Origin of the sequence: Streptosporangium sp. NPDC051022, from assembly GCF_040683035.1 — a bacterium.
Taxonomy (GTDB): domain Bacteria; phylum Actinomycetota; class Actinomycetes; order Streptosporangiales; family Streptosporangiaceae; genus Streptosporangium.
Map to the genome: position 1 here is coordinate 1 of NZ_JBFBCF010000029.1, position 2,188 is coordinate 2,188.

The 2,188-nt window shown below is 67.4% G+C and carries 3 protein-coding genes and 1 pseudogene; 2 read left to right on the plus strand and 2 right to left on the minus strand.

Annotated features, from left to right (window positions below; genetic code table 11):
- The first annotated feature begins 530 nt into the window (after positions 1-530).
- Both AB0N02_RS35205 and AB0N02_RS35210 read left to right on the plus strand, forming a co-directional pair.
- Positions 531-932, plus strand: a complete 402-nt coding sequence (locus tag AB0N02_RS35205) for a hypothetical protein (RefSeq protein ID WP_363955567.1) — start codon at positions 531-533, stop codon at positions 930-932.
- A gap of 53 nt (positions 933-985) precedes the next feature.
- A complete protein-coding gene (locus AB0N02_RS35210; protein WP_363955569.1) occupies positions 986-1,213 on the plus strand; it encodes a hypothetical protein in 228 nt (75 codons plus the stop codon).
- 118 nt (positions 1,214-1,331) lie between these two features.
- On the opposite strand, the gene AB0N02_RS35215 is transcribed toward AB0N02_RS35210, so the two are convergent.
- Both AB0N02_RS35215 and AB0N02_RS35220 read right to left on the minus strand, forming a co-directional pair.
- The gene (locus tag AB0N02_RS35215; protein ID WP_363955858.1) at positions 1,332-1,751 is read right to left on the minus strand and encodes a PH domain-containing protein; all 420 of its coding nucleotides are present in this window, start codon (positions 1,749-1,751) and stop codon (positions 1,332-1,334) included.
- Positions 1,752-1,756: 5 nt separating this feature from the next.
- Positions 1,757-2,188 (minus strand): annotated as a pseudogene (locus AB0N02_RS35220) (hypothetical protein); the annotation flags it as partial.

Genomic DNA, 2,188 nt, shown 5'->3' on the forward strand with positions numbered 1-2,188 from the left:
GCTTTTAACACACTGTTGAGTTCTCAAGAAACGGACGCGTTCACCATCCACCCGACCAACCGGCCGGAGCTTCCGGGGCGCACACTTCCGTGTTGTTATCCTATCAGATCCGCCCGGTTCGTGTCAAACTGTCGCTTTCGCTTCAACTTGACCAAACCCGCCGGACCCACCAGGAGTCTAGCTTGCCCCGTCTCCGGAGCAACCCTTCCAACTTACTCTGACATCTGGCTTATGTCCAATCGCCCGTAGGCGACGAGAACACCGAAGACAGAGCCAAGGAGGAGGGGTCACCGGGCGGTTCACCGCTCCGGAGGCCCTGTGGCCTCCGCGGCTTGCCGCCCTGCAAGAAGAACACTACCAGCCCTCACGCGTCACAGAGACAACTTGCCAACCATCCCCAGGGCTTGCGCGTCCCAAACGTTCGTAGGTAGTCGAACAGCGCAAGTGCTTATCAAGCCATTCGCAATCGACTCTGGATACGAAGAAGGCACGAGGGTCAGGATTCTGACTCCACCGTGGAGGTGAGCACCATGACCCGCTCAGAGTTCGACGACATCCGCGCGCACATCGACGCGGAGGCCGGTCACCCAGGTGATCTGCTCAGGGTCGCCCGGTCACTGTTGAGCGACCTTGAGGACGCGCGGATGCGCGAGGCGATGCTTCGCGCCCAGCATCTGCGGCTTCTCACCGCCGCTCGCGCGACGGCCGCCGCCGAGGCGGCCGGCCACTCCAATCCCCTGACCTTCCTTACCGACGAGCTGGCCAAGCAGGGCCAGCTCCCCATCACCGAGGACGAGGTGAACCAGATCCTGGTGGACGCCCGCACCGCGACCGCCCTGCTGGCCTGTCTGGAGCAGACCCCGACGGTCGTGGCCGGAAGCGGGCCGCGCGTCCGCAGGTGTGCCGGCACGAGCCGTAGTTTCCCCAGATGAGGCGTTCCGCGTCATTGACCTGGTCTTGAAAGAAGATCTGTAAGACTCCAGGCATGTGGCGGCGGGGGCTGGATTGGGGCGCGACGACCCTCGTGGGCGTCTTCGGCGTTCTCTGGATCGGCGTAGTGATGTTCGCGGTGGCCGAGGGGCCGATGTGGACGCGTCTCGGACAAGGCCTTTTCGGGACCTTCCTCATCGGCTGGGCCCTGCACAAGGCCGTCCTGCTGCTGCGCCCCGCCCGTTCCCGGCCCAAGGCCCGGCACCGCCGGGTCAAGGCCTGACCGGCCGGTGCCCGGCGGGTCCCGCCGAAAAGTCAGGACCGCCGAGAGGCCGGAGGAACGGTCCCACCGAGGTGAACGACGGTCCGGAGGAACGGGCCGGCCGGACGAGACCGAGCCGTCAGGAACCGGTTCTGAACGAGCGCAGCTCGTCGGCCGCCTCCTGACACGGGACACCGAGGTCGAACCGGCTGAGGAGGAAGATCGCCTCACCGGTGTCGATCTCCAGGAACTCCGTGCGCGAGGTGAAACGTGCCCTTCTGTCCACCCGGATCCGCTCGATCGCACTCCACGGAATCCGCTCGGAGCCGACGAAGCCCCGCACCACGACGAGCCCCTCGCCGTCGGCGCTGAGCCGTACCGGGGCCAGGATGTCCCGCAGGGCGAGCACGGCGGCCACCAGGGCCACGACGCCCGCCAGGATCGCCCCCCGTGGATCGCCGGCGTTCAGTACGGCGAGCAGCGCGAACACGACCGCCGCGACGACCTTGACAACGAGCAGCTCCCTGCGCACGCGCCAGCGCAGGACCGGTCCCGACATGTCAGTCACACCCGCACGCTAATCGCTCGGACCGCGGGCCGCTCACTTCCCTGGCACGTACGGCGGCGCCACCCCCACCCCCGGTGCGGCACCGGGGCATGGGCGATCGGGGTCGCGCCCGGCGGGGAGTCGGTCAGCGCCGGACGGGTCCCCCATTCGATGTAGCCGAGGAACGCCGCACGGAACTCCGGATCCGCGGGAAGCCCGACCTCGTCCGCGGCCCCCGGTCCGCGGATCCCCGTCGGCTCGTAGTGGTGCATCTCCTCGATGGCGGAGACATAGGGCCGGATCTCGGCGAAGACGGCCGCGAAGTTCGGCCCCTGCCGGAATCCGCGCAGGTGGTCCTCCGCCGAGGTCCAGGTGATCCGGAGGATGTGGCGGCCCGGTTCCTCGGAGCAAACGAAGAAGGCCCTGATCTCTGGGAGATCAGGGCCTTC

Bases quoted from the DNA above. Each gene is read 5' to 3' on its own strand.
- AB0N02_RS35205 (WP_363955567.1), top strand. From the start codon at position 531: ATGACCCGCTCAGAGTTCGACGACATCCGCGCGCACATCGACGCGGAG.
- AB0N02_RS35210 (WP_363955569.1), top strand. From the start codon at position 986: ATGTGGCGGCGGGGGCTGGATTGGGGCGCGACGACCCTCGTGGGCGTC.
- AB0N02_RS35215 (WP_363955858.1), bottom strand. From the start codon at position 1,751: ATGTCGGGACCGGTCCTGCGCTGGCGCGTGCGCAGGGAGCTGCTCGTT.